General features: G+C 36.7%; 23 protein-coding genes and 2 other annotated features. Of the genes, 6 read left to right on the forward strand and 17 right to left on the reverse strand.

Translation table 11 applies throughout. The annotated features are described in order from the left end of the window. Window positions 1-221: 221 nt before the first annotated feature. The 4 genes from BCELL_RS15715 to BCELL_RS15730 all read right to left on the reverse strand — a co-directional run bounded on the left by BCELL_RS15715 (window position 222) and on the right by BCELL_RS15730 (window position 5,774). On the reverse strand, window positions 222-947 hold the full coding sequence (locus tag BCELL_RS15715) for a metallophosphoesterase family protein (RefSeq protein WP_013489756.1): 726 nt from the start codon (window positions 945-947) through the stop codon (window positions 222-224). A gap of 205 nt (window positions 948-1,152) precedes the next feature. Then, window positions 1,153-3,573 carry a phenylalanine--tRNA ligase subunit beta gene (gene pheT / locus BCELL_RS15720; protein WP_013489757.1) on the reverse strand — a complete coding sequence of 807 codons (2,421 nt, stop codon included), beginning with the start codon at window positions 3,571-3,573 and terminating at the stop codon, window positions 1,153-1,155. Window positions 3,574-3,590: 17 nt separating this feature from the next. Beyond that, window positions 3,591-4,625: a phenylalanine--tRNA ligase subunit alpha gene (gene pheS, locus BCELL_RS15725; RefSeq protein WP_013489758.1), complete on the reverse strand. Its 1,035-nt coding sequence runs from the start codon at window positions 4,623-4,625 to the stop codon at window positions 3,591-3,593. A 78-nt stretch (window positions 4,626-4,703) separates the two neighbouring features. After that, window positions 4,704-4,943 (reverse strand) — a binding site (T-box leader). Window positions 4,944-5,021: 78 nt separating this feature from the next. Continuing rightward, window positions 5,022-5,774 carry a TrmH family RNA methyltransferase gene (locus tag BCELL_RS15730; RefSeq protein WP_013489759.1) on the reverse strand — a complete coding sequence of 251 codons (753 nt, stop codon included), beginning with the start codon at window positions 5,772-5,774 and terminating at the stop codon, window positions 5,022-5,024. Window positions 5,775-5,951: 177 nt separating this feature from the next. Here BCELL_RS15730 and sspI point away from each other — a divergent pair, with 177 nt between their 5' ends. Next, a complete protein-coding gene (gene sspI / locus BCELL_RS15735; protein ID WP_013489760.1) occupies window positions 5,952-6,158 on the forward strand; it encodes a small acid-soluble spore protein SspI in 207 nt (68 codons plus the stop codon). Between the two features lie 338 nt (window positions 6,159-6,496). Beyond that, window positions 6,497-8,017 (forward strand): BCCT family transporter, encoded by a 1,521-nt coding sequence (locus BCELL_RS15740; RefSeq protein ID WP_013489761.1) that lies wholly within the window; start codon window positions 6,497-6,499, stop codon window positions 8,015-8,017. Between the two features lie 99 nt (window positions 8,018-8,116). Here BCELL_RS15740 and BCELL_RS15745 read toward each other — a convergent pair whose 3' ends face one another. Together BCELL_RS15745 and BCELL_RS15750 are read right to left on the reverse strand one after the other, a co-directional pair. After that, window positions 8,117-9,193, reverse strand: coding sequence for a M42 family metallopeptidase (locus BCELL_RS15745; RefSeq protein ID WP_013489762.1), 1,077 nt, complete (start codon window positions 9,191-9,193; stop codon window positions 8,117-8,119). A 140-nt stretch (window positions 9,194-9,333) separates the two neighbouring features. Next, a complete protein-coding gene (locus BCELL_RS15750) occupies window positions 9,334-9,834 on the reverse strand; it encodes a dUTP diphosphatase (RefSeq protein ID WP_013489763.1) in 501 nt (166 codons plus the stop codon). Window positions 9,835-10,102: 268 nt separating this feature from the next. Between BCELL_RS15750 and BCELL_RS15755 the strand changes: the two genes are divergently transcribed. The 4 genes from BCELL_RS15755 (at window position 10,103) to ligD (ending at window position 14,018) form a co-directional block, all read left to right on the forward strand. Next, window positions 10,103-10,492: a hypothetical protein gene (locus tag BCELL_RS15755; RefSeq protein WP_013489764.1), complete on the forward strand. Its 390-nt coding sequence runs from the start codon at window positions 10,103-10,105 to the stop codon at window positions 10,490-10,492. Window positions 10,493-10,935: 443 nt separating this feature from the next. After that, the gene (gene ku, locus BCELL_RS15760; RefSeq protein ID WP_013489765.1) at window positions 10,936-11,793 is read left to right on the forward strand and encodes a non-homologous end joining protein Ku; all 858 of its coding nucleotides are present in this window, start codon (window positions 10,936-10,938) and stop codon (window positions 11,791-11,793) included. Between the two features lie 12 nt (window positions 11,794-11,805). Next, window positions 11,806-12,753, forward strand: coding sequence for an ATP-dependent DNA ligase (locus BCELL_RS15765; RefSeq protein ID WP_087942427.1), 948 nt, complete (start codon window positions 11,806-11,808; stop codon window positions 12,751-12,753). A 23-nt stretch (window positions 12,754-12,776) separates the two neighbouring features. Then, the gene (gene ligD / locus BCELL_RS15770; protein WP_013489767.1) at window positions 12,777-14,018 is read left to right on the forward strand and encodes a DNA ligase D; all 1,242 of its coding nucleotides are present in this window, start codon (window positions 12,777-12,779) and stop codon (window positions 14,016-14,018) included. 667 nt (window positions 14,019-14,685) lie between these two features. Here ligD and BCELL_RS15780 read toward each other — a convergent pair. From BCELL_RS15780 to dnaI, 11 genes are all read right to left on the reverse strand, one after another. Next, window positions 14,686-15,264 carry a TVP38/TMEM64 family protein gene (locus BCELL_RS15780; protein ID WP_013489768.1) on the reverse strand — a complete coding sequence of 193 codons (579 nt, stop codon included), beginning with the start codon at window positions 15,262-15,264 and terminating at the stop codon, window positions 14,686-14,688. Between the two features lie 57 nt (window positions 15,265-15,321). Then, window positions 15,322-15,582 (reverse strand): DUF1294 domain-containing protein, encoded by a 261-nt coding sequence (locus BCELL_RS22240; protein ID WP_013489769.1) that lies wholly within the window; start codon window positions 15,580-15,582, stop codon window positions 15,322-15,324. Between the two features lie 274 nt (window positions 15,583-15,856). Continuing rightward, on the reverse strand, window positions 15,857-16,216 hold the full coding sequence (gene rplT / locus BCELL_RS15785; RefSeq protein ID WP_013489770.1) for a 50S ribosomal protein L20: 360 nt from the start codon (window positions 16,214-16,216) through the stop codon (window positions 15,857-15,859). Window positions 16,217-16,268: 52 nt separating this feature from the next. Then, window positions 16,269-16,457 carry a 50S ribosomal protein L35 gene (gene rpmI, locus BCELL_RS15790; RefSeq protein ID WP_013489771.1) on the reverse strand — a complete coding sequence of 63 codons (189 nt, stop codon included), beginning with the start codon at window positions 16,455-16,457 and terminating at the stop codon, window positions 16,269-16,271. A gap of 104 nt (window positions 16,458-16,561) precedes the next feature. Next, window positions 16,562-17,065 carry a translation initiation factor IF-3 gene (gene infC, locus BCELL_RS15795; RefSeq protein ID WP_041808332.1) on the reverse strand — a complete coding sequence of 168 codons (504 nt, stop codon included), beginning with the start codon at window positions 17,063-17,065 and terminating at the stop codon, window positions 16,562-16,564. A 111-nt stretch (window positions 17,066-17,176) separates the two neighbouring features. After that, window positions 17,177-17,296, reverse strand: a sequence feature (ribosomal protein L20 leader region). A 63-nt stretch (window positions 17,297-17,359) separates the two neighbouring features. After that, window positions 17,360-19,510, reverse strand: coding sequence for a sensor domain-containing protein (locus BCELL_RS15800; RefSeq protein ID WP_013489773.1), 2,151 nt, complete (start codon window positions 19,508-19,510; stop codon window positions 17,360-17,362). A 248-nt stretch (window positions 19,511-19,758) separates the two neighbouring features. Continuing rightward, a complete protein-coding gene (gene thrS / locus BCELL_RS15805; RefSeq protein ID WP_013489774.1) occupies window positions 19,759-21,696 on the reverse strand; it encodes a threonine--tRNA ligase in 1,938 nt (645 codons plus the stop codon). Between the two features lie 148 nt (window positions 21,697-21,844). Beyond that, window positions 21,845-22,036: a hypothetical protein gene (locus tag BCELL_RS15810; RefSeq protein ID WP_041808333.1), complete on the reverse strand. Its 192-nt coding sequence runs from the start codon at window positions 22,034-22,036 to the stop codon at window positions 21,845-21,847. 154 nt (window positions 22,037-22,190) lie between these two features. Continuing rightward, the gene (locus BCELL_RS15815; protein WP_041808336.1) at window positions 22,191-23,066 is read right to left on the reverse strand and encodes a putative sporulation protein YtxC; all 876 of its coding nucleotides are present in this window, start codon (window positions 23,064-23,066) and stop codon (window positions 22,191-22,193) included. A 271-nt stretch (window positions 23,067-23,337) separates the two neighbouring features. Beyond that, window positions 23,338-24,447 carry a cyclic dehypoxanthinyl futalosine synthase gene (gene mqnC / locus BCELL_RS15820; protein WP_013489777.1) on the reverse strand — a complete coding sequence of 370 codons (1,110 nt, stop codon included), beginning with the start codon at window positions 24,445-24,447 and terminating at the stop codon, window positions 23,338-23,340. A gap of 141 nt (window positions 24,448-24,588) precedes the next feature. Further along, window positions 24,589-25,524: a primosomal protein DnaI gene (gene dnaI / locus BCELL_RS15825; protein WP_013489778.1), complete on the reverse strand. Its 936-nt coding sequence runs from the start codon at window positions 25,522-25,524 to the stop codon at window positions 24,589-24,591. Between the last annotated feature and the right edge of the window lie 3 nt (window positions 25,525-25,527).

Consider the following 25,527-nt stretch of genomic DNA (forward strand, 5'->3'; position numbering starts at 1 on the left):
CGTGTTCTTTCACTTTTCCAGCGGCCTTAAGCAATGTGCGTAGCCATCGCAATTGTTAAAAATCCTGATAGGAGTAAGTTTCTCCTATCAGGCGAGCGACTGCAATACAAATAAAAGGAAACTGAAAAAGTTGTTTTCTACTTTTTCAGTTTCCTTGATTTCTTTACCTTTTGAGTCAACCCTCTGAACTTTTAATTCTTTTGGGACACCCTCGTTTTTTTCTAAGGCAAGCGTGCATTCCTAACAACGTTTATCATTAATTCACTATTTGGGTATTGCAATGATTGATATTGTTCAACTACTTTTTCTATATCATAGTCTACTCTCTGTATCGTTAACTGAACCTGCCCATTGTCATCTTCGACAATCAAATAAGAAGACTTTGCAGTACCATCAAAAGGTAACCCAACACTTCCTAAATTTGCGACTACCTTTCCGTTAATGTACTTTACATATGGTAGATGAATATGCGCATATAAGTATATACCCGCTTCCTCCTGTGACATCAGTTTTTCACTTAATGAATCTGCTTGCTCGTGTTGTGGGACAACATCAAAGAGACTTGATGGTGTAGCATGAAAACAATGAATATTTAAATCATTTGAAAATTGTAGAACATGATTAGTCGGTAAATTTTCGAGATATGTAAGGTCGTGACTATCGAGCCTTTCAACAATCCATTCTCGTTCTTTTCTCATCATATTTAATGCATGTTGTGGGACTTCTCCCTCCTGTATTCCTCGAACAACCCATTCATCTGCATTCCCTTTTAACACTGTTGTATTTAACTGTTGTACTAATTGTAGAGATCTTTTCGGTTCAGGACCTCGATAACAAATATCTCCAAGGACGACTATTTTGTCTACCTGCTTCCTTTCAATGTCGTGTAGAACAGCTTCTAACGCAGTCGCATTACCATGAATATCCGAAATAAAAGCAATTTTCATTGTAGTAGCTCCTCCTTTTTATAATAGGCACTGTTAAAGGCTAGTGTTGATTATCACGGGTGCAAACCCCATGAAGCGAAAATCAACAACAAAGTTTAACAAAGCTTTATGATAAATGACTTTAATCGATCGATATACATACAAGGGTTATTTAAAAAAGCCTTCAGGAGCTATAAAGACTCCTGAAGACTTTGTGTTCTCTTCCTTACGACCGGAGTGTCGCTCCTAGTTTTTCCTCTAATCCTTTTAGCACATTTTCATGTACCTTCGTGACTTCTTCATCCGTTAACGTTTTCTCAGGATCTTGATATCGTAGAGAAAATGCTAATGATTTTTTTCCAGCATCTAAATGCTCACCTTGATACACGTCAAATAATGCAACATTTTTAAGTAGAGGTCCACCGAATTCTACAATAACTTTTTCAACCTCACCCGCTTGTGTTGATTCCGTTACTACAAGTGCAATGTCACGATCAATTGCTGGGAATCTTGGGATAGCATTATACCGAATTTCTTCTGTTTCTATATTTACTAGCTTTGTAAAGTTTAATTCAAACACATATGTTTCGTGTAATGACCATTCTTTAGCAACAGTTGGGTGCACTTGACCAATGACTCCAACATCAGTACCTGAAACTTTGAGCTTAGCCGTTCTACCAGGATGGAAACCTTCTACTTCCGTTTGGACAAATTCTGCCTTCTCTAGTACGTTCAGCTGTGCTAACAATCCTTCAACGATCCCTTTAGCTACGAAGAAATCAACAGGCTTTTTCTCTCCTTGCCAGCTATGTTCATGCCAAAGACCCATTATCGCACCTGAAACGAAGGTCGTTTCTGTAGGCTGCTTCGTAATCGTCTCCTCATCTGTTTGAAAAACAGAACCAACCTCATATAAACGAACTTCTTGCATGCTTCGGTTCTTATTATGACTTAACGCATCAAGTAAATGTGGGATAAGTGTTGTGCGAAGTGCACTGCGCTCTTCACTCATAGGTAGTGCTACATTTACTCTGTTACTGCTTTCTTTTGTAAAGAACGATTCCTTCTCTGCCGTAGTTAAGGAGTAGCTTACAGCTTCATGCAAACCTGCATTTTCAAGAAAACGACGAACTTTACGTTTTTTCACCTGAATAGTAGTTAATCCACCAGGTGTTGTCGCTGTGTTTGGAAGCGTAGTTGGAATATTATCATAACCATATAGCCTTGCAACTTCTTCTATCACATCAGCTTCTATTACTATATCCTGCCTCCGAGTAGGTGCAGTAATTGTAAATACGCCATTTTCTTCTTCATAAGGAAACTGTAATTTATCCATAATGCCTTCTACCGTATTAGCATCAATATTCGTTCCTAGAAGTGCATTTATTTTTTCAAGTGATATTTCCACCACATTCGGCTTCGCATCGAGCTCATCAAACTCAACAACGCCAGAAAGAACTGTTCCACCTGCTAATTCGGCGATCATTGCAGCTGCTCGAAGACCAGCCTCTCTCACGCGATTTGGGTCTACCCCTTTTTCAAAACGTGCACTAGCATCGCTGCGAAGACCTAACTCTCTCGATGCTTTTCTAATTGTAGAACCATGAAAATATGCAGCTTCTAATAAAATGTTTGTCGTTTCATTATCAACTTCCGAAGTAGCGCCGCCCATCACTCCCGCTAAAGCTACTGGATCACTACCGTTAGTAATAGCTAAATAGTCTGTCGTAAGCGTTCTTTCAACGTCATCAAGCGTTGTTATTTTTTCTCCCGCCACTGCGCGTCTTACGAGTACTTCCTTTGATCCTAACCGATCATAGTCAAAAGAATGTAGTGGTTGCCCGTATTCTAATAGCACATAGTTCGTTACGTCAACTACGTTGTTATGTGGACGAATACCCGCTGCCATTAATCTCGATTGCAGCCAGAGTGGAGAAGGCTCAATCTTTACATCTTTAATTACAATTGCCCCGTAATATGGGCTATCCGTCTTTGCATCCACGTTTACTGAAATGTATTCGTCCGCTTTTTCACTCGCCTCATTCACAGAAAAACGAGGTAGTTTTACGTCTCGCCCTAAAATAGCACCTACCTCATATGCAACACCTAATAAACTTAAGCAATCAGCCCTGTTAGGTGTTAAATCTAATTCTAAAACGTGATCATCTAAATTTAATAATGGTATTGCATCTGTTCCTGGTGGTAATTCTGTTGGGAAATTGTAAATGCCTTCAGCATATTCCTTGGCTACTGTTTTCCCTTCAAAACCAAGCTCTTGCAACGAGCAAATCATCCCTTCCGATGTTTGACCACGTAGCTTTGCTCGCTTTATTTTCACTCCACCTGGAAGTCTAGCACCAACTTTTGCAACGACGACATATTGACCTTTGCCAACGTTTGCAGCACCACATACGATTTGCGTAAGTTCTTCTTCCCCAATATCGACTTGACAGAGGTTGAGCTTATCCGCTTCTGGATGCTTCTCACAATCAACTACTTTACCTACAACGATGTTCTTGACCCCTTGATTCATTGCATGAACAATATCTACCTCAACACCACTTCTTGTCAGCTTCTCTGCTACTTCCTGCGGTGTTAAATCATCAATTTCAATATAATCCTTTAACCATTTATAAGATACAAGCACAGCTGTTCCTCCTTCGATTAAACTCTCTTAAATTGAGATAAAAATCTCGTATCGTTCGTATAGAAATGGCGAATATCATCAACGCCATATTTTAACATCGCAAATCGCTCAACACCCATACCAAAAGCAAAACCAGTATACTTTTCAGGATCAAATCCACTCATACGTAACACATTTGGGTGGACCATTCCTGAACCTAATACTTCAATCCATCCTGTCTGCTTACACGTTCTACAACCGTCTCCCCCACAAATCGCACATGACACGTCTAACTCTGCTGAAGGTTCAGTGAATGGAAAAAAGCTAGGACGAAGACGTATTTCTCTTCCCTCACCAAAGTACTTTTTCACGAACTGCTCGAAAATCCCTTTTAAATCACTCATGCGAATACCTTCATCTACAACTAATCCTTCTATTTGCATAAATTGATGCGAGTGCGTCGCGTCGTCTTCATCTCGACGATACACCTTTCCTGGACAGATTATTTTTACTGGACCACGCCCTTCATGCTTTTCCATCGTTCTCGTTTGAACTGGTGACGTCTGTGTTCGCAATAATAAATCGTTAGTAATAAAAAATGTATCTTGCATATCCCTTGCCGGATGATCTTTCGGTAAGTTTAATGATTCAAAATTATAATAATCAGTTTCTACTTCTGGCCCTTCAGCAACAGTAAAGCCCATCCCGATAAAAATATCCTCAATTGTTTCCACAACAGATGTTAGTGGATGTCTGCTACCTTTATTTATCGGACGACCTGGCAATGTTACATCAATGCTCTCGCTTTTTAACTTTTCTGTTAATGCTGCTTCTTCTAGTTTTTGTTCCTTTTCCTCTATAACCGTTGCAACAGCCTCACGCACTTCGTTAGCTGCCTGTCCAACTTTAGGACGCTCATCTGCGGAAAGCTTGCCCATTCCTTTTAATACTTCAGTTATAGGCCCTTTTTTCCCTAAATAAGACACCCTTAAATCCTTTAATTCTTTTATCGTCGTTGCTTCATTTGCTTTAGTGATTGCTTCATCTTTTAGTTGCTGTAGACGATCTATCATATCCTCTTCCTCCTTTATATTAGAAACATGGTTACATGTTTAATAGTAATGAAAATATAAAAAAAGCCTTCATTCCCTGAAAGGGACGAAAGCTCGCGGTACCACCCTTGTTAATGATTACAAATGTATTCATTCACTCATACGAAGATAACGGACTCCAAGGCCGGATCACCTTCACAAAATAGAAAACTATTCTGTGCTCCAGTGTCAACTCAAGAGTGAATTCAGCTGTATCCTTCATAAAAATGCTCACAGTCTAAGGCATTTTCTCCCTGGATGAGAACGTATCAGCGTACTACTCTCCTTCATCGTCTTTCCATTATTAACTAGCTGTTATTTTTCCTAATTATTATATATGTTTTTATTTTGTTCCGCAACAGCTATAACATTATTATCTTATCCTCTTAAATGATAAAGTAAAATCCCAGTTGCAATACTAACATTTAATGATTCAGCTTTCCCGTGTATCGGAATATATAAATTTTGATCTGTCATTTCTAGTAGTGTATCTTCCACACCACTTCCTTCATTTCCAACGATTAGCGCAAAATTATCTTGCGGTTGGATCGCATTATATGTACTTCCTTGTAAACTTGTTCCAAAGACAGGGATATTCTTTTCTTTACAAATCTGAACAGCTTCTTTTAAATCCATTCGTTGTACCGGCAAGTGAAAAATAGATCCTTGTGTTGCTCGAATGACTTTTCCGTTAAACGGGTCAACAGTACCTTCTCCTAGTACAACACCGTTTATGCCTGCAGCATCAGCAGTACGAATAATAGCTCCCACGTTACCAGGGTCTTGGAGACCATCTAAAAATAAAAACTTCCCTCTCTCCAAAGGTACATTTTTATTATCTGGTAATTCACAAATAGCAACAAACCCTTGTGGTGTCTCAGTTTCACATATTTCTTTCATTACTTTATTTGTTACGAACACTTGTGGAACATTAGATACTTTCCACTCTACAGGAATTTCTTTGTCAACATCTATAACAAGCTCTTTCATATGTATAAAAGCTTTTAATGCTTCTTCAATAAGATGTACTCCTTCAACTAAAAATAAGCCTGTTTTTTCTCTACCTTTTCTAGAGTGCAGCTTTTTCCAGGTCTTCACCCTTGGATTACTCGTTGATTCTATCGGGTCCATATTAACAATTCCTCCCCACACTTCATACGCTCATATATAATTACGAGATCAGTAATTGAAAACATTCTCAATTTTTACCTTTTTATTACATATTCATACGTCCTATCACTCATACTATAACAGAAATAAATCACTTGTTGTGGTAAAAAGTTGATTCATAACGAAAGGGAGATGACAATGAGTTTTAATTTACGTGGTGCAATCTTACAAAACGTATCAGGAAATAGCGCTCAAGAAGTGGAAGAAACCATTTTAGATGCAGTACAAAGTGGAGAAGAGAAAATGCTTCCTGGGTTAGGGGTTTTATTTGAAGTGTATTGGAAGAATGCTAGTGAAGACGATAAACAACAAGTAATTAATCAAATTTCTAAAGGATTACAATAAGAGGGAGGATGACTCACAAGGTTGATTTTTTGCCTTTCGAGTCATCCTTTATTTCGCTTAGAGGGCACCCTCGTTATGGTTACAAATATTTTCCGCTACTAAAAATAGTACAGTTCTTACTGCTGCTTGTCGTATCATTTATACAAATGAATTTTTTAGTTCTTTCTCTCTAAAACAAATGGTGTCTCTCAACCAACCTCATACGGAACACCATTTGTTTTTATTGTCTTATTATACTTCCCCTAAAAAAAAGACGTTTTTTTTACAACTCAAATGGATAAAGAAGCATATACTGCTTATTTGTTTCTTAAAATCGATCTCTATTATTGGAGGCAACTATGAACAAAATATTTAAAAATATCGTCTTAATCATATCCGTCATTATAGTTATTCTCATTAGTGGATGGGGGTTCCTCTTTCCTTCTCACATGGAAAACACAATGACTTATATTTTATCTTTTGCTATCGATGGCTTTGGATGGTTCTATGTATTGAGTACTGCTGTGTTCATTTCATTTTGTCTTTATTTAGGCTTTGGTCCATATAAACATATGAAACTTGGAAAAGTAAATGACAAACCCGAATACAGTTTTTTTTCATGGATTGGCATGCTATTTGCTGCAGGAATGGGAGTCGGTTTAGTGTTTTGGGGTGTCGCAGAGCCTATGAGCCATTACCATTCTCCTCCACCACATGGTATCACTCCGCATTCACAAGAAGCTGCTGAGGTAGGAATCCTTTATGGGGTATTTCACTGGGGAATCCACCCTTGGGCTGTATATGCAATAGTTGCGCTAGGACTTGCTTTTGCAAAATTTAGAAAAGAGCTCCCAGGATTAATAAGCTCTGCTTTTTATCCCATTATAGGTGAACGAATACATGGTCCTATAGGCAAATCGATCGACATCGTTGCCATTATTGGAACGACTATCGGTATCGCTACCTCTTTCGGTCTGAGTACTTTACAAATAAGCGGAGGGCTTAACGAATTAATTGGTATAGAAAACAGTATATTCCTTCAATTATCGATCGTCTCTGTCATTACAGTCGTTTTTATAGTATCTGTTGTGACTGGAATAAACCGTGGGATGAAGTATTTAAGTATCACAAACTTATATATTGCTTGTTTTTTATTGCTCGCCGTCCTATTTTTAGGACCAACTTTATTTATTTTAGAGCATTTCACAAAAACATTGGGAAGCTATATTAGTGGGTTTATAGCATTAACTTATAGTACTACTCCATATACAGATAATGAATGGATCGGAAATTGGACTTTCTTTTACTGGGCATGGGTCATTTCTTGGAGCCCGTTCGTCGGAACATTTATTGCTAGAATTTCGAGAGGAAGAAGTTTGCAGCAATTCATTATAGGTGTTCTTTTTATACCGACGATTGTAACAGTTTTTTGGTTTGTTACATTTGGTGGTTCCGGTATATTCTTGGAAATGAATGAAGACATCTCTATGTCTGAACAAATTTATTCAAGTCCTGAAACTGGTTTATTTTTAGTGCTGAGCGAGCTTCCATTCGGATTAATATTAAGTCTCATTGCATTAGTACTGATTACCATCTTCTTTATAACGTCAGCTAATTCAGCTACATATGTGTTAGGTGTATTTACGTCTCAAGGAAATCTATCACCAAAAAATGTCCTTTTAATTTCCTGGGGTATTTTAATATCTGCTATTGCTTCTGCATTAATAGTGAGTGGCGGATTAGATGGCTTACAAGCCATAGCGATAACAACAGCTGTACCATTTACACTTTTAATGTTATTCATGATCGTTGCCATATACAAATCGTTAAGGAAAGAGGGGATTGAAAAGCATAGAATAAAAAGGAAAGAGGATTGGTAAAAGAAGCATCGAGGAAATTTCGCCACCTTCTCCTTATAAAAAAGTAGTACAAACCGGTTCTTTGGTCTGTACTACAATGATAGTATATTTACTTAGTCTTTATTGAAATGTAATCGTGTTAACTGTATTTCTATCTAACTTTTTAATCACTTCAACAATTAACTTAACTGCATTTTCAAAATCATCGCGATGTAAAATTGCAGCATGCGTATGAATGTAGCGAGTTGCAATTGTTATAGAAAGTGATGGTACACCATTAGCAGTTAAGTGAATCGCACCAGAGTCTGTGCCACCTGCAGCAACAGAGTCAAATTGATAAGGAATATTCTTTTCATCTGCAGTGTCCGTAACAAAATCTCTTAATCCTTTATGTGAAACCATTGATGCATCGTAAACGATGATTTGTGGTCCTTTACCCATTTTTGCAAGAGCATCTTTATCTGTTACTCCAGGTGTATCACCTGCAATTCCGACGTCTACACCAAAACCGATATCAGGTTGAATATGATGTGCAGATGTTCTTGCTCCACGTAACCCAACTTCTTCTTGAACGGTTCCTACACCGTACACGACATTAGGATGTTGTTCATCCTTTAGACGTCTTAGCACTTCTATTGCAATCGCACAGCCAATGCGATTGTCCCACGCTTTTGCCATTAACATTTTTTCATTTTTCATGACAGTAAATTCACATACTGGAACGATAGAGTCTCCTGGTCGAACACCAAACTCCTGTGCTTCTTCCTTACTTGAAGCGCCAATATCGATAAACATATCCTTTTTATCGACTGGTTTCTTTCTCGCTTCAGCTGGTAGAATATGTGGCGGCTTAGACCCAATTACTCCGGGAATATTCCCATTACGAGTCATAATTGTCACACGTTGAGCCAGCATCACTTGCTCCCACCAACCACCAACTGGTTGGAATTTAACAAACCCTTTATCATCGATGCTAGTTACCATAAATCCTATTTCGTCCAGGTGACCCGCGACCATAATTTTAGGGCCATTTGGATCCCCAACCTTTTTAGCAATTAAGCTTCCTAGATTATCTGTCTCTACTTGATCAGCAAAGGGGGCGATGTACTTTCTCATCACATCTCTCGGTTCTCTTTCATTACCTGGAATTCCATTTGCATCAGTAAGATCTTTCAACATATTTAACATTTCATCCATGAATTATGTACCTCCTTATTTTCAATAAAACAATAATGATGTCCTAAAAGCTATTATACCTACTTTTACGTAGTAGCTCAAATTTCGAATCCCGAAGTACCTTCAATACAATAGATAAACCCACTTCGGATTGGTATCCTTTAGTATCCCTGTTGTTGTCGTTGATAATTCACTTCATTTTTGTTCTTATAGGCATCTATTATATTATTTGCTGAAAATCCTAACGCTTCTCCTAAAGTTAGGTAAGAAGTAAATAAATGATCAAACGATGTTTTGTCACCCTTTTCTCTTAGTAATGATGTTGCATTAATTACTTCAAAAAAATATGGGACTAGTGCTTCTCCTGTCTTTTTAGTTTGCTTAGGAGCTTCGAACATTGTTTCGTTGTCGTAACCATATTCTATCCCAATTGATAATATAAAATGGATACCATCAACATATTCTTCTAAAATAATGGCATCATCTGATGGGGCTTTTTCACTCCAAAATTTAAAGCATCTCGTCTCATTTGCCAATTCAGCTAGTTCAACATGAAACGCAAGAATTTTTCTATCTAATACATTTTCATCTTCTAGTTGATGTTTTGCTTCTATATGATTATCCAACTGTTTTTGCATTTTATAAAGCATTTGAAAGTCCATTTTTTTACTCCTTTTATTTTCTTGCCTATTCAGGACATCTACTAATCCCTTTACATACGGCATTTTGTTATGTAGTGTTGATAATTAGTAATGCATTTGTATTGGTTAACAAACTATATTATATGTATTATATCAGATGATGAAAAAAATTTTGAAACCATTTCAGCTTTCATTCGTATACAATAGAAATCAATGTATTAAATGTTCATAAAACAATGATATTGGGAATAGATGATTGTATCAAAATATAAAAGGAGCGTTGATCGTGATGACAGTGATCCTATTTCGCTTGTTCCTCCTAACAGCTATTGTAATTATCATTTATAGTGTAATTAAATACTTTCTAGATCCTCGTAGAAAGCTTGAAGCTGCCCATAATCAAGGTGGTTTTTATTTGCTTGACGATCCTGAAAATGTGCGAAAAAACTTGTTGTTCACATATCGAAACGTCATGTTTGAAGGGGAAAAATTTTTAGGGGCAACTGATGACTCCTTTGAAGTTACTTCTATTATTATTTCAACGGAAGATACAGATGAATTGAAAGGACTCAGTAAAAAGGATTTCCACTTTATCGAAAAAGAAATCTTGATTCACTATCCGAAAGCGGAAATAGATTGGAGAAGCCCGATTAAACAGCTAGTTAAGCGAAATAATTAACGCTGTGGGTTTGATTTATTTTAGTTTAATCGCTGGAGGTACAGGGACACACTGTCTTATTTTACCTTCAGCTTTTATTATGGGTGAAGATAAGGAGACACTTGACCTCCTTTTAAGTTCGTTTGCCTCGCCATCTTACCTATAGCGAATTAGCTAGATGGCCTCTTGTCAGTTAGATCTTGTTAAGAAAAATTTGCCGCAACATTAGATGGCAATTCCACCCCTTCTCCAGGTATAACATCAAAAAAATATTCCTAATAAGTCTCCTCTTTTTCCCCCCTAAAGAACCGTTTCTTTCATCATCATTCACTTCTGAAACGACGCTCTCCACTAGCTTCAAATTCTTAAAATTGACCTTTCCTTATCTCCAGGAATGTCTCCTCATTGAATAATCATAATCGGTGCATACTAAATTCAAATTAACTAAAAGGAGAATGATGGACATGCATACGATTTGGAAAGGAAGCATTTCATTTGGCTTAGTTAATATCCCTATAAAATTGCATGCTGCAACAGAAAATAAAGATGTCAAACTAAGAAACCTTCATAAAGATTGTCATGCACCTATAAAGTACGAAAAAACATGTTCAGAATGTGGTAAAGAAATATCAAATGAAGAAATCGTCAAAGCGTATGAATATACAGAAGGGAAATATGTTGTTTTAGATGATGAAGAGCTTGAGAAACTAAAGAAAGAGCAGGAGGATAAAGCTGTTGAAATTATTGATTTTGTCATGTTAGATGAAATTGATCCGATATACTTTGACCGTACGTATTATGTTAGTCCAAATGAGGGAGGTTCAAAGGCATATGCCCTTTTAAGAAAATCTCTTCAGGAAACTGATAAAATTGGACTCGCTAAAATAACAATTAGATCAAAAGAGAACTTAGCAGCTATTCGGGTGTACGGTAACACTATCGTGATGGAAACGCTCCACTTTCCGGACGAAGTAAGAGACGTAAAAAATGTTCCAAACATACCGAATGAAGCAGAATTCCAAAAGAATGAACTTGAAACCGCCAAAACATTAATTGATCATTTGACAGCAGAGTTTGATCCATCAAAATATACCGATGAATATCGAGTAGAGCTTTTAGAACTTATCCGTGAAAAAGTCGAGGAAGATCAAGGAGTAACAAAGCAGGAGCAAACGAACGTAATAGACCTCATGCAAGCATTAGAAAAAAGCATCGAAAAAGCAAAGCCAAGCAAGACGACGAAAAAGACAACAACAAAAACGAAAACAAAAACGACAGCGAAGCCGAAAGTGACAAAGAATCCAGAAAAGCAAGCAAAGTAATGTAGAGGGGGCATGGTGAACATCGACTTCATTAAACCTTTTGAACCTGTTCAAGCAAATATCGTGCCTCAAGGAAATGAATGGATTTATGAAATGAAATGGGATGGTGTTAGGATTATCAATTATTATAACGGTGATAATGTCCGTCTTTTTAATCGAAAGCAAAATGAACGGACACAACAGTTTCCTGAATTACTAGACATTCACTCATATTGTAAGGCAAGTTCTGTCATATTAGATGGTGAAGTGATCGCACTCGGCGAAAATGGAAAACCATCCTTCCATCAAGTGATGCGGAGAGATGCACTTCGCAATATGGATAAAGTAAAGCAACTAATTCCAATCTTGTCAGTATTTTATTGTATATTTGATATCGTTTATTACAATGATGAGTGGGTAAACGATTGGCATTTGTCAGATAGGAAAGATCTTTTATCGGAAATTATAACACCTAATGAGTTCATACAATTAACCCCTTCCTACGATGATGGTGAAACTCTTTTTGATGTAACAAAGCAACAAGGTATGGAAGGAATCGTAGCAAAAAAGCTAAGTAGTACTTATGCTTTTGGAGGTAAAGATAACAGGTGGCTAAAAATAAAAAACTTCCAGGATATCATTGCTGTAGTTGGCGGCGTCACATACCGAAACGGGATTGTTAATGCCATATTACTTGGCTTATACGACAACGATATGAACCTTCATTATATCGGGCATGCTGGCACTGGAAAACTAACACAAAATGATTGGAGAATACTTACTAATTTCGTAGACCAATTAAAAATTGCACAAAAACCTTTCGTTAATGAGCCTGAACGCGCTAAGGACGCACAATGGATAAAGCCGAGCTTAACTGTGAAAATAAAGTATATAGAATGGCCAAAAGGACGTTCCATTCGACAGCCCAGCATTCAATCATTTGTCGATATACCACCAACGGAATGTCTCTTACCAAAATGATGAATTGAAAACGAGGTTTCAAAATGATCACTTTAAATAGCTTCTCTAAAAAGATGAATTATGTTGGCTACTTTTTTATTACAGGTATGAATAATAAGACGAATGAATTTACTTGTGGGCTATTAATAAATCAAGAAGTTTTACAAATAGGGTCTTTTTCAGATGGCATGAGCGAGGAAGAAAAAAAAGCACTGACCGAAATTGTTAGAAAGAATAAATCGTCTATTAAAGGTAGCTTCATTCATATTGAACCCGGTATTGTAGTAGAGTTAACATTTAAAGGCATTATAAGTGACAAATTAACTAACCCAGTTTTCCAACAATTCCGTACCGATTTGTCATGGACGGTATGTACTAAAGGGCAACTCATTCTACTAAACAAAAATGTAAAAAAGGAAGTGACGATAACAAATCCTGATAAGCCATTATGGCAATCCCCTGTAATTGTAAAGGATCAATATATATGTTACCTACATGATATTTCTCCATTCATGCTTCCTTTTTTACACGATAGAATATTGACTGTTCGCAGATACCCACATGGTGTGAGTGGAGAAGTCTTTTATCAAAAGAATTGTCCTGAATATGCACCTCCTTTTATAAGAACGCATATGGAGGATGATATTAATTATATTGTTTGTGAAAATTTATCATCTTTACTTTGGCTAGGGAATCAGCTTGCACTAGAGTTTCACATCCCCTTTCAGCTTTTACATGATAACTACCCGAGGGAAATTGTATTTGATTTAGATCCTCCATCGCGTGAAGATTTTTCTTTAGCTGTTGTTGCAGCTATGGAAATGAAAAAACTATTTGATAAATTTAATATTATTAGCTTCCCAAAGCTCTCTGGAAATAAGGGGTTACAAGTTCATGTTCCATTAGCAACAAGTCCGATTAGCTATGAAGATACACGTGTATTCACTTCCTTTATCGCACATTATTTAGTTGAAACACAACCTGACCTTTTCACAGTTGAAAGAATGAAAAAAAATAGAGGGAATAGGTTGTACATTGACTATGTACAGCATTGGCATGGGAAAACCATTATCGCTCCTTATTCCACAAGAGGAAGGGAAGGAGCGACAGTTGCTGCTCCACTTTTTTGGAAAGAGGTAGATGAAAATTTAAATCCAGATGACTACCATCTCTTTTCTGTACTTGAACGTGTAAGAACTGTTGGGTGTCCATTTGCTCATTATTTTGAAGAAAAAAATGAAGACTTGCTAGAGGTCATCGATTCTTTAAAAAATAAGCAAGATTGACAATAGTGAATGATAGAAAAAATGCCTATTTATCAAGTTAGTTAATTTCACTTTAAAAAAATTTTTTTTCTATTAACTTGGGTGTTTATTTTCACTGCAGGATACTCGCTTGTCTCTTCCTCTTCTAGTTTCCCTCTGAAGCTGCATCCGTCGAGACAGCTCGCAGTGTATTCAAGAGGGACTGAAAAAGGTCGATATTTAAGGCCACTGAAAAAGTGAAAAATTTGCTGTTTCGTTGCATTAATATTCAATATACCTCATTATAGGGAAAGTTGATGAGACCGGAGCAAGCGAGGTAACTGTCTCTTCCTCTACGAGCATATGCTTTGGAGCGTATCCGTCGAGACAACTCGAAGCATAAGGCGACGAAGTAACGCTCGTTCCTATGGGATTAAAGGCAGGAGTGAGACCCCGCAGACCACAGGTCGATGAGGCTCACCAGCCGCCCACGGAAAGCGAAAGTTTGCACAGGTCTCATCAACTTCTCTATTCAAACAACCTTATATTAATTAGTCTTCCCTTTAATTTTAAGTACTTTTTCAGTGGCCTCCGATATTTACCTTTTCCAGTCCCCTCCAGGGAAAGCGTGCAAGGGGTGATAATGATGAAATTCAATCAATTGTAAAAAAACTCATATGGCATCTAGTGCCCTATGAGTTAACCTTTATCATTCAGAAGACTTCACATGAAAAAAGTGATTCCATTTATAAGTAGTCGTATTATATTTCCCTAAATAGACGTATAACCCTATTAATAGTAGAAAAAAGAAGGCTGAAATGTAAATAGGCATTTCAGTAACCGATTGTCCGAAGGCTGTATAGATAATTGATGGAAGAATGACACCTCCGATAGAATAACGCATGTACTCATTAAATGACTTTGTCATTTCCATTAAATAGAGCGATAACAAATGAAAATGCATAAAAGGCATCATTCTTAAAATCATTACTTGCCCTAATGTGATGACTCGATCTTTAAAGAGCTTCTTCTTCAAATTTGTTATTTTCCTGCGAAATGAGGGGAAAATATCTACTAACTTGTAGAAAATAAGACTCATTAACGATAAGCCAATAATGTTATAAATAGTCCCATGTACGAAACCAAATAGGATCCCACCTGCTATACAGACTACTATAACTGGTATAAACAAAAACGGACGAATTAAATGAATAAGAACAAATAATATAGGTGCAAGAAAACCTGCCTCTTCCATTACATGAGGAATTGCTCCATCAAACATATCCATGTTGCCTTCCTCCTCTCTTCTAAATAATATGTCTATCTACTTAAACTATGCTACTAGCTAAAAATATAAAAATAAAACAATGATTAACTGTATGCTAATCACTACTGGTAGCCCGAGAGTAAATAGGCGTTTTTTAGTCTTATGACGAAATACATGATTAGCTATGAGCATTGCTATTGAACCACCTATAATTGCTAGTAAAAAAAGGTACTTTTCTGAATACCTCCACTTTCTTTTTCTCGCTCGATGCTTATCGTGTCCTACTGTGAATACGGTTAATATACTTATTAATATAAAGTATGATACTAGATAAATCAGATGATTCTATCCTTTCTATAAAATGTATGAATATGTGCCAGCATATGTGTTCCTAATTTAAGCACAGGCGCGCTGATTTTTTTATTTCACTACTAGCTTTTAACCGAAGGCACTGAAAAAGAGCGATATTAGCTTTTGAGTCCCTCCTTTTAAGCATTGGTGAGTGAACAGCAGCATCAATGATGCGAGTGGTGCAATCATCCCTTACTCATACACTTTCTTATGGGTAAAAAAAAAGTCACTCTCTCTCGAAAGTGACTTTTGTGGTTTTTACTTAATTATTTAGTCCTGATTTTGCTTTTTCTGCTAATTCAGCAAAAGCTTTTTCATCATGGATTGCAATATCTGCAAGCATTTTACGGTTCATTTCAATACCAGACTGCTTTAAACCATGCATGAAACGATTATAAGATAATCCGTTAATACGTGCAGCAGCGTTAATACGTGTAATCCAAAGTTTACGGAAATCACGCTTTTTCTGTCTACGGTCACGGTATGCATAAAGTAATGATTTCATTACCTGCACTTGTGCTGATTTAAATAATCTATGTTTAGAACCTACATAACCTTTTGCAAGTTTTAATACTTTTTTACGACGACGACGCGCTACATAACCGCCTTTAACTCTAGCCATCGTAATCCCTCCTTCTCAATCAATTCTACGTTAGTGTTTTTTTATTGACGTATTAGATCATTTGACCTATACGTTTTTGATCACTCTTACTTACAAGTGCACCTTTACGAAGCTTTCTCTTTTGCTTTTGAGATTTGTTTGCTGCTAAGTGACTTGTATATCCATGAGCACGCTTCAATTTTCCAGTTCCCGTTTTCTTAAAACGTTTTGAAGCACCACTGTGAGTTTTCATTTTTGGCATGTTGGGTGACCTCCCTTTGTGCATATTTCGTTGTTTGTCTTGTAAAGAAATAAAATCAGTTGTTGTTGTCTTGCAAGAAATGCCTATATTGCATTCGATTTCGTCTATTTTTCAGCTTTTGGTGAAAGGATAAGGAACATACTGCGTCCTTCCATCTTTGGCTTTTGTTCGACTGTAGCTATGTCTTCACATTCCGAAGCAAGTTTTTCTAATACGACCTTCCCAATTTGAGAATGCGTAATAGCTCTTCCACGGAAGCGAATAGCAGCTTTCACTTTATCGCCCTTCGTTAAGAATTTACGAGCGTTACGAAGCTTCGTGTTAAAATCATGCTCTTCTATCGTTGGACTTAGGCGAACTTCCTTTGTGTTAATAATTTTTTGGTTTTTACGAGCTTCTTTTTCTTTCTTTTGCTGCTCGTAACGGAATTTTCCGTAATCCATGATCCGACATACTGGCGGTTTCGCATTTGGCGCTACCATAACAAGATCTAAATTAGCATTTTGAGCCATTTCTAAAGCTTCTTGCTTTGTTTTTACACCAATTTGGTCTCCGTTTGCACCGACCAAGCGTACTTCTCGAGCGCGAATCGCGTCGTTGATCATCATATCCTTACTAATGTTGAGCCACCTCCATAAATTTTTGGGGATCAAAGCAAGACGTAATCAAACACCTTGGACTCTCCACTTTTCACAAATACGTGAAAATGGTGTGATGTGTACATAAAAAAAATGTGGGTGCATATTTCGCCCACACTTCTACATACGTGTTTATCACAATCATGTAACCTGTCAACCTCTAGTCAATCAGGTGAGAAGCGGGCGCTTCTTCTTGCTTTGTTTCCTATTTTGTTCCACTTGAACAATTTATCATACAAGACTGCTTATGTCAAATATGTTTTTTTACATTACATGCTCATTCATCAAATCGGTAAAATCTTCAAATTTAATTGGCTTGCTATAGTAATAACCTTGTAAGTATGGACATTCAATCGAAGATAAGTAATCACTTGCTTCCTGTCCTTCTACTCCTTCAGCGACTACTAGCAATCCGAGGTCTTTACCTAATTTAACTACGGAAGATACGATTGCACTATCTGAATTATCGCTTGGAATATCTTTTACAAACGAGCGATCGATCTTTAGACAGTTAACAGGAAATTGCTTTAAATAGCTCAAAGATGAGTATCCTATGCCGAAATCATCGATAGCAATCGTAAAGCCTATTTGTTTTAGCTTTTGTAGTGTATTAATGGAATCAGTTGTATTTTCCATTAGTCCATTTTCAGTTATCTCTAACTGTATCCGATTAGGGAGTACACGTTCGTCACTCACAATTGTTGTTAACCTTTCAACAAAGTCTGATTGTTTAAGCTGATATGCTGAAATATTAACAGAAATGTTCAAATGTATTTGTGATTCTTCCCAGCGTTTTAGATCTCGACAAGCTTGACGAATGACCCACTCCCCTAGCGGAATAATTAAACCTGTTTCCTCAGCAATTGGAATAAAATCTGCAGGATTGATAAGTCCTTTTTTAGGATGATACCAACGAATAAGTGCCTCACACGAATTTATTTTTTGCTGTTTTACATCCATTACCGGCTGATAAAAAAGCTCGAATTGGTTATTCGCTATAATGGCTTGCCTTAGATCATCTTCCATTAACACTTTTGAGACAAATACATTCTTCATTTGTGAATTAAATTTTCTAAATGTGTTGCCACCAGCGTGTTTAGCAGAAAGCAATGCCATATCAGCTGCCTTCATTAACTCTTCAGGGTTAGTAGCATGTTCTGGAAATACAGAAACGCCGATACTAGCTTTTTGATGGAATTCACCATTTCGATAGTAAAATGGCTCATCAAACAATGTTAATATTTGTCTAGTCACTATACATACATGTTCATCTGGACCAATAATAATCCATGCAAACTCATCTCCACCTAAGTGGTATAATCTGAAATATTCCACATGATTATCAAACGTTAATGTTTGAAGCCTTTCAGCTGCCATCATGATAAAGCGATCTCCAACATTGTGACCTAGCGTATCATTAATATATTTAAACTTATCCAAGTCTACAATGATAAGGCTCGCCTTTTTTTGTTGTGTTTTAGCATCGACTAGACGATACATTAAATCTTCTTCAAGTATTCTACGGTTAGGTAAACCTGTAAGTGCATCATGATAGGCCATATTCTTTACTGCAAGCTCAGAGTTTTTTAGTTCAGTGATATCATTGATTGTTGCAATCACTTCAATTACTTCATTGCAATGAATAATTGGTGTTATTGAAGCGTGTAAAATTCGATATCCATGCTTGAAGTCGAATTCAACCTTTTGTCCCTCAAAGGCTTGTTTAAATCTTGAAGTAATGATGTCTTTATCTCTGCTATTCCCAATAACTTCACCGATTGGTTTATTTTTAGCTTTTTCTGTATCAATCCCAATCACTTTTGCTAAGTGACCTTCTAATAATGAGACAACCGGCCCTTTATCATTAGATGGTAAAACTCTTATAATGAAATTTTGAATATTTTTAATAATGGTAGAATAATCTTTTTCAATAATTTGTCTCAGTTTTTCTTCATATATCTTGCCTTCTGTAATATCAAGACGAATCGATAAAAACATGTCAATTTTTCCCTCTTTATTATAAATAGGGTAGATCGTTGCTTTTACCCAGTAAATTGAGCCATCTTTTTTACGATTCTTAATTTCACCACTCCATATATCGCCATTCATGATTGTCTGCCATAACTTATGATAAAATTCTTGTGTATGATAGCCTGAGTGGACTAACCTATGTGTATTACCTACTAATTCATCTCTTGAATATCCTGAGACTTGGCAGTATGTATCGTTCACTTCAATAATGCTGCCACTACTATCAGTCAGAACTAATATGCACGAATGGTCAAAGGCGCGAAGTAATTCTTCCAACTGTATAAGCATTGAGTGACTATAATCACTAATGTTTTCATATTCTTGCATTAAATTTTCTCGAAAACTATTCACCCAATTACTAACGGTACCTAATGACTGAAACATAATATGCACATCCTATTCGACTTCAAAGTTAATGGCGTTTTTTGTAATATAATGTTGAAAAACCTTATTTATATTCTACTGTTTTTCTTACTAATTCACAATACATTATTAATTTCATGATATTGCGTACTAAATAGGGATATTTAAAGAAGAGGTTGACTCAATAGGCCTAATTTTTACCTTTTGAGTCAACCTCTAAACTTTTAATAGCTTTTGGGACAGCTTTTAAAAATGTCCTGTATTGTAAACTATTTTTTTCTGTTTTGTATTTCTTCTTTCATACTCGAAACAAATTCATCTAAACCTACTGCTTCAGAGTCTTTCTGGCCATATTTTCTTACATTCACAGTACTTGCTTCAATCTCTTTATCTCCAAGCACGAGAATATAAGGTATTTTTTGCATTTGTGCTTCTCTTATTTTATAGCCAAGCTTTTCATCACGAACATCCACGTGTACACGAACACCAGCTTGTTTTAATTTATCTTCCACTCGTCTTACATAATCCATGTGCACTTCACTTACTGGAATGACCTCAACCTGTACAGGTGCAAGCCAAGTAGGAAAAGCTCCTTTATACTCCTCAATTAAGAACGCTACAAAACGCTCCATTGTTGAAACAACTCCACGATGTATGACGACAGGACGATGTTCTTTCCCATCTTCCCCAACATAGGCTAGCTCGAAACGATTTGGCAAGTGGAAATCAAGCTGCACAGTAGACAGGGTTTCGTCCTTACCTAGTGCTGTTTTTACTTGCACATCAAGCTTAGGACCATAAAATGCCGCTTCCCCCTCTGCTTCGACATAGTCTACGTTCATATCCTCCATCGCTTCTTTTAACATCGCTTGCGCTTTTTCCCACATTTCATCATTATCCACATATTTTTCCTTATCTTCAGGATCACGATAGGATAGGCGGAAATAATAGTCGTCAATTCCGAAATCTTGATATACATTTTGTACTAGCTCTACTACTCTAATAAATTCATCCTTTAACTGATCTGGTCGACAGAAAATATGAGCATCATTCAGTGTCATAGCACGAACTCGTTGTAAGCCTGCTAATGCTCCGGACATTTCGTGACGGTGCATTGTTCCTAGCTCAGCAATACGAACTGGCAAATTACGATAGCTGTGGAGTTGGTTTTTATAAATCATCATATGATGCGGGCAGTTCATCGGTCTTAGTACTAGATCCTCATTGTCCATTTCCATTGTAGGAAACATGTCTTCATGATAGTGATCCCAGTGCCCGGACGTTTTATATAGCTCTACACTTCCTAAAACAGGTGTATACACATGATCGTAGCCAAGTCGCTCTTCCAGATCTACAATGTAACGTTCAATTGTACGACGAATTGTTGCTCCTTTTGGAAGCCATAATGGAAGTCCTTGTCCTACTTTTTGGTTTATTGTAAAAATACCTAATTCCTTACCTAGCTTTCTATGATCACGCTCTTTCGCTTCTTCAAGCATTTTTAAGTGATCTTCTAGCTGTTGTTGTTTCGGGAAAGCTGTTCCATATATACGCTGCAACATTTTATTTTTACTGTCACCACGCCAGTATGCACCGTTAACAGTCATGAGTTTAAACTTCTTTATTTTACTAGTGGAAGGTAAGTGTACGCCACGACAAAGATCAAAAAATTCTCCTTGCTCGTAAATACTTATTGTGTCACCTTCTGGAATATCTTCTAATAACTCTAGTTTCAGGTCGTCACCTATTTCTTTATAGCGTTGTACAGCCGTTTCTCGGCTCACTTCTACACGTCTTATCTCTAAGTTTTCATCAACAATTCGCTTCATCTCTTTTTCAATTTTTTCAAGGTCCTCTGGTGTAAGCGAATGCTCCATGTCGATGTCATAGTAAAAGCCACCTTCAATGACTGGTCCAACCCCTAATTTTACGTTCTCATATAGACGTTTTACCGCCTGTGCCATTAAATGAGCTGTACTGTGACGAAGAATCTCTAAACCATCTTGTGAATCATACGTGATAATTTCAAGATTCCCATTTTCTACTAAAGGTTGACGTAAATCAACATACTGCCCATCGACTTTGCCTGCAAGTGCGTTTTTCTTTAATCCTGGTGAGATCGATCCTGCAATATCCTCAGTTGTCACACCTTTAGAAAACTCTTTCTTCGCACCATCTGGGAAAGTCATTACAATTTGATCTGACATATGAAAATACACTCCTTTTCTATTACGTTAAATTTGAAAAGGTTCTCAAGGTTAAAGCTTTCTATACTTGAGGAGCAATGTTTTTAAAAAACAAAAAACACCCGTCCCTCTCATACAAAGGGACGAGTGTGTTACACGTGGTTCCACCCTAATTCCTAAACAAGAAAACAACATGAACATTTTCCTGTCTAGCTTCATTCTCATATAACGGTGAGTTTCCGTCAGCACTTAATAAAGTCGTGACTCGTTCTGTACTGAAGTTTAGAGGTGGTAAGTGTCTCGCCAAACTAGGAAGCTTCCAGCAAATGTCTTCCCTCTCTGTAAGTTGATTCGAATACACCCATGTCCTCATCATTACTGATCCTTGATTTCCTTATGGATAGTATTATAATAAGTCGAATTAAGAAAAGCAAGTGTGTAATGGAAAAATTTATGTGAAGTTTAACGAATGTATATTTACAACTCAAAATAATTCCTAATTTCACTCTTATGATTTAAGATTGCAATAAATTAACGGTATTTGTATCTTCTTTATCAACGATATTCACTCTCTCCTCGAATATAGACAATAATGTTTGAACAAGTCCATCATATTCGTTTTCATGAGGATATATAAATATTTTTTTCGGTGCAATACAAACCAATGGTCCAATTACTCGTTGAGATAACGGAAGCGGATCCTCAAACATTAAGTCACGTGTTAGCCAATTGCGAATTTGCTGAAGTGATATACTTTCGCCACTGTCATCTTGTATTTCTATATTCTCATTTAAATACACATGTATCGTATCAATACGAGATTCATGATTTCTTAAGAATTCTCTGCACGTGTTAAGCATCACTTGGTAATCATGTTCTATTTTATACTCATCAATCGCTTTCTCTACTACATCGACGAGTTGAAGTTTAAATTTCCTTAATCGAAAAATGATAAAAGAGTCAAAGGAAAAGTGCATAGCCTCTTTAATAAAATGGTAATACAACATAAATAATTCTTTTTGCCATTCGATAAAGTTTGTTTTTAAAGGAACATCAGGCTTTTCATTAAAAAATACCTCTCTTGCGTGCTCAATAATTGCCCCTACCTCATATTGGTCCTCAAAGTAAAACCGACCTCTAATACATTCTTCTAGCCATATAGGCAAAAATTTTTTTATCGTTACATTCGTTAATACGGTTGCTACTAACTTTTTTCTTTGACTCATTCCACCTCCGAGAATAGTAGAGAAATTGATACTTAAATTTGTATACTGTTCTGTCTTCTCTATACTAATTGATTTTTTCACACCACCATATGTACTTAATGAATGAAGCAATTGATGATAGAAGGCCTCACATAAAGAGGAATCCTTAAATTGAATCGTTAACAACAGCAGCCCCTCCCAATCGTGCAAATCGAGTTGAGCGTCTCGGGAGTAATTCATCGTTAGTTTCAACTCTTCTTTTGCAAACATCTAATCTAATACATATATATGGACGTACTGTTTAATTATGAATCGGGAATTTGAAAACGATCATATATTTTAAAAAAACTTATAATTTGATATAAAATTTAATATTAAATACATGATGGAGGAGTAGAAATATAAAAAAACTCCAAATGGTTGCTAGGCGACCTTTTGGAGTAAATCATTTAGTTTTTTAGTTTTGCATAATGAAGTCTTTCTCTGCTGATTCTTTTTCTTCGAAAGTGTGCAGAACGCGATATTTTGTATCACGTTGTGCAGGTGTTTTACCTGCTTCACGAATTAACCTCAATATTAAGTTAGTGTTTACTTTATGTGTCGCCCCTGCAGCGGATACAACATTTTCTTCAATCATCGTACTTCCAAAGTCATTACAACCAAAAGATAACGATTTTTTCCCAACCTCTGGTCCCATTGTAACCCAGGAGGATTGGAAGTTTGGAATGTTGTCTAGGAATATTCTCGAAATTGCAACATTCTTCAAATAATCCTCTGGAGTTAGCTTTTCTGCTTTCATGTTAGTATTATCTGGTTGGAATAACCATGAAATAAAGGCAAGGAAGCATTCTGTTTCATCTTGGGCATCACGAACACGCTTTAAGTGAAGCGCACGCTCTTCAAATGTTTCTCCAAATCCAATAACCATCGTAGCAGTTCCGTGCATTCCAACGTTTTTAGCTGTTTTCATACAGTCGATCCACTCTTCCCAAGTACCTTTTAAACGGCTAATGCGTTTTCTTGTTCTATTATCAAGTATTTCCGCACCACCACCTGGCAGTGAATCCAAACCTGCTTCGTGAAGTTGACGGCATACTTCTTCTAATGATAACCCAGAAACTTCCACCATTTTATATATTTCTGCTGGTGAGAATGAATGCATCGTAATTTGAGGGAAACGTTTTTTAATTTCCTTTAATAAATTCGTATAATAGCTAAATGGCAAATCTGGATTCGTTCCACCTTGCATTAATATTTCAGTTCCACCAATATCAATCGTTTCTTGAATCTTTTTAAATATTTCCTCATCATCTAACACATAACCCTCTTCATGTCCTGGTGGTCGATAGAAGGCACAAAATCTACAATAAGTATCACAAAAATTTGTATAGTTTACATTCCTCCCAATAACAAATGTCGTTACTGGATCAGGGTGCCATTTTTGCATCATTTCGTTAGCTACTGCTCCGATTTTTTCAATTTCATCACTTTCATAAAGCTGAACAGCATCCTCAACAGAAATCCGTTCACCATTACGAGCGCGATCAAGAATATGATCAATACTCATCATTTTCCCCCATTCCTATAAAACTAGTAAGTAGGCAAGCCATATCATATATAAAATAACAATTATTATTACTTATAAAACTATCGTAACATATAATCCTAGTAATTTCCTTGGAAAAGCTTGAAAATTATCGATACGAAACTATGCTCGTTTATTTTCCCCATTCATAACAATAACATCATTTAAATAACGTATTCTTTCCATGATTCTTTTTGCCTTTAGCTCATCCATTTTTTCTACTCCACCTCTTTGCGTGTAAGAAAGATGATGTTCTAGCTCATCAAGGTCAAAGTTCGAAGTAAAGAGCGTTGGCAGCTTTTCCATCATTCTATACTGCAGTAATGCGCCTAAAATATCATCTCTCACCCAGTTAGACATTGTTTCTGCCCCAATATCGTCTAAAATAAGAACAGGAGCTTGCTTCACTTCATCAAGCTTCGATTGATATGATCCATCAGATATACCATTTTTTAGCTCTCGAAAGAAGTCTGGAGCATAAACAATCAGAGTAGAAACTTCTCTATCTGCTAATTCATTCGCAATGGCACCCATCAGAAACGTTTTTCCAACACCAAATGGGCCATATACGTACAATCCTCTTCCATTTTCTCCTGGTTTCACATTAACGATAAACTCAAGCGCATTGGCTACTGCCATCATTCTCGAAGAATGGTCTTCATGAATATCGTCAAACGTTGCCTGAGTCATTTCTTTTGGTACATATAAGCTTTTTATTAATGACGATTGGCGCTTTCTTTCATCAGCCGTTTTCTTTACTGAGCACACCTGGTACTCTAGCTGTAAATCGTCCCGGTATGTTGATAGCTTCGGCTGATATCCTTTCATGATATTCAAACAGGCTTCAACACCCGGACAATTGTCACAGTTATCCCACTGCGTTTTATATTGATATAGTTCATTTATCGCACGATCTAATTGTTCATTCGTTACATGTGGATTTTCGGATAAAAAGTTTTGAACACGCTCGCTGCTTAATGTTTCAACCTTCATTTTTTGGAATCTTTTTTCAAACTTTCCATCAGAAAAATGTTGTAATGAATCTCTAATCGAATCCAACTT

Source organism: Evansella cellulosilytica DSM 2522 (assembly GCF_000177235.2).
GTDB lineage: Bacteria > Bacillota > Bacilli > Bacillales > Salisediminibacteriaceae > Evansella > Evansella cellulosilytica.

Excerpts from the sequence above, each read along its gene's own strand:
- BCELL_RS15715 (WP_013489756.1), bottom strand. The coding sequence starts at position 947 with ATGAAAATTGCTTTTATTTCGGATATTCATGGTAATGCGACTGCGTTA.
- pheS (WP_013489758.1), bottom strand. The coding sequence starts at position 4,625 with ATGATAGATCGTCTACAGCAACTAAAAGATGAAGCAATCACTAAAGCA.
- BCELL_RS15730 (WP_013489759.1), bottom strand. The coding sequence starts at position 5,774 with ATGGACCCGATAGAATCAACGAGTAATCCAAGGGTGAAGACCTGGAAA.
- sspI (WP_013489760.1), top strand. The coding sequence starts at position 5,952 with ATGAGTTTTAATTTACGTGGTGCAATCTTACAAAACGTATCAGGAAAT.
- BCELL_RS15740 (WP_013489761.1), top strand. The coding sequence starts at position 6,497 with ATGAACAAAATATTTAAAAATATCGTCTTAATCATATCCGTCATTATA.
- BCELL_RS15745 (WP_013489762.1), bottom strand. The coding sequence starts at position 9,193 with ATGGATGAAATGTTAAATATGTTGAAAGATCTTACTGATGCAAATGGA.
- BCELL_RS15750 (WP_013489763.1), bottom strand. The coding sequence starts at position 9,834 with ATGGACTTTCAAATGCTTTATAAAATGCAAAAACAGTTGGATAATCAT.
- BCELL_RS15755 (WP_013489764.1), top strand. The coding sequence starts at position 10,103 with ATGACAGTGATCCTATTTCGCTTGTTCCTCCTAACAGCTATTGTAATT.
- ku (WP_013489765.1), top strand. The coding sequence starts at position 10,936 with ATGCATACGATTTGGAAAGGAAGCATTTCATTTGGCTTAGTTAATATC.
- BCELL_RS15765 (WP_087942427.1), top strand. The coding sequence starts at position 11,806 with ATGGTGAACATCGACTTCATTAAACCTTTTGAACCTGTTCAAGCAAAT.
- ligD (WP_013489767.1), top strand. The coding sequence starts at position 12,777 with ATGATCACTTTAAATAGCTTCTCTAAAAAGATGAATTATGTTGGCTAC.
- BCELL_RS15780 (WP_013489768.1), bottom strand. The coding sequence starts at position 15,264 with ATGGATATGTTTGATGGAGCAATTCCTCATGTAATGGAAGAGGCAGGT.
- rplT (WP_013489770.1), bottom strand. The coding sequence starts at position 16,216 with ATGGCTAGAGTTAAAGGCGGTTATGTAGCGCGTCGTCGTCGTAAAAAA.
- rpmI (WP_013489771.1), bottom strand. The coding sequence starts at position 16,457 with ATGCCAAAAATGAAAACTCACAGTGGTGCTTCAAAACGTTTTAAGAAA.
- infC (WP_041808332.1), bottom strand. The coding sequence starts at position 17,065 with ATGATGATCAACGACGCGATTCGCGCTCGAGAAGTACGCTTGGTCGGT.
- BCELL_RS15800 (WP_013489773.1), bottom strand. The coding sequence starts at position 19,510 with ATGTTTCAGTCATTAGGTACCGTTAGTAATTGGGTGAATAGTTTTCGA.
- thrS (WP_013489774.1), bottom strand. The coding sequence starts at position 21,696 with ATGTCAGATCAAATTGTAATGACTTTCCCAGATGGTGCGAAGAAAGAG.
- mqnC (WP_013489777.1), bottom strand. The coding sequence starts at position 24,447 with ATGAGTATTGATCATATTCTTGATCGCGCTCGTAATGGTGAACGGATT.